Here is a 1331-nt window from a genome sequence, read left to right as displayed (position 1 = left end):
CGCTCGCGGCTCTGCGGCATGGCGGGCAGGAAGGCGGTGGACGGATGAACCCTGTATGCACCTACGCCGGCAGCCTGCTTACATCATGCTTCCATGTACTCATCATGCACAAATTAATGAAGGCGTTCTTTTCCCGTCCCTCGAAAAACCCAATGCGTTTTGCGGCATGGACCGTTTATTACATCCTGCAGGTAGTCCCTATCCTGGGCGTGACCATATCCCCGACGGCAATGCTTTTCCTGAACATGGCGCTCGTACTCATGATCAGTTCCATATCCTACGATGCAGGCATGAAAAGGCGCTGCATCTTCTCGGCGCTGGTATGCGCCGTATGGATGCTCATGGAGATCACCACCGACATCATCCTCCGGCTGATCGGGATGGACGGGTGGGAACTGCAGACGGCCGGGACGGTCATCTCGCTGATGCTCATGTTCCTCCTTGCCATTATCGCGGGGCATTATGCAAAACGCATGGACCGGAGGGACATCCCGTTCCGGTATGCCGTCGCGGTCCTCGCCGTCCCCGCCGGAAGCATATACCTGATGCACAATATCTTCCTGATAACGGCGCGGCATGAGGAATACACCCCGTTCGCCATCATCGCGGGGCTCCTGCTCCTCCTGCTGATCTACATGATATTCGAGGTCTATGACCGCATGGTGGACGATGCGGAGGCCCATGAGAAGAACCTGCTCTATGAGCAGGAGCTTGAGCTTTTAAACAGGCACGCGCAGGAGCGGGAAGCGTATGACGCGGAGATGAGGCGGCTGAGGCACGACATGAAGAACCATATGGCGGGCCTGCTGGGAATGCTGCAGGGGGATGACACAAAACAGGCGGAGGAATATGTGCGATGGATGCTGCGGGGAACCCCGGAGTGCCGGGCGGATGACGTTTCCCGGACCGGTAACGCCATCGTGGACAGCCTTGTGAACCATAAATGCGGCATTGCACGGGTGGAGGGCATCACCTTTGAAGCCAGTGTGTTCCTGCCTGCGGAGCTGCCCTTCCAGGGCGGGCACCTTACCATCGTGTTCGGGAACCTGCTGGACAACGCGCTGGAGGCGTGCATGGAAGTTGAGGAGGGAAATCGTTACGTCACGCTGTACGCCTCGTATGAGAAGGAAGTCCTTATGATAGCGGTCACGAACCCTTACCGCGGGGAGCGGAGGAAGAACCGCGTCGGGAAATACGTAACGACAAAGAAAGACCGCAGGAGCCACGGACTGGGCCTTTCCTCCGTGGAGCAGGCGGCGGAAGCCTACCGTGGGCAGGTGGACGCGGACGGACGTGACGGCGTGTTCAGGGTATCGGTGGTGATGTACGGC

General features: G+C 58.5%; 1 protein-coding gene. It reads left to right on the top strand.

Annotated features, from left to right (window positions below; translation table 11 throughout):
- Positions 1 to 44: 44 nt before the first annotated feature.
- Positions 45 to 1331 (top strand): sensor histidine kinase (locus VSQ61_RS22665; protein ID WP_305179406.1); only part of this gene is annotated, 1287 nt, incomplete at its 3' end.

Source organism: Candidatus Merdisoma sp. JLR.KK006 (assembly GCF_036941035.1).
Taxonomy (GTDB): Bacteria; Bacillota; Clostridia; order Lachnospirales; family Lachnospiraceae; genus Laedolimicola.
This window is presented reverse-complemented; position numbering and strand designations above follow the sequence as displayed.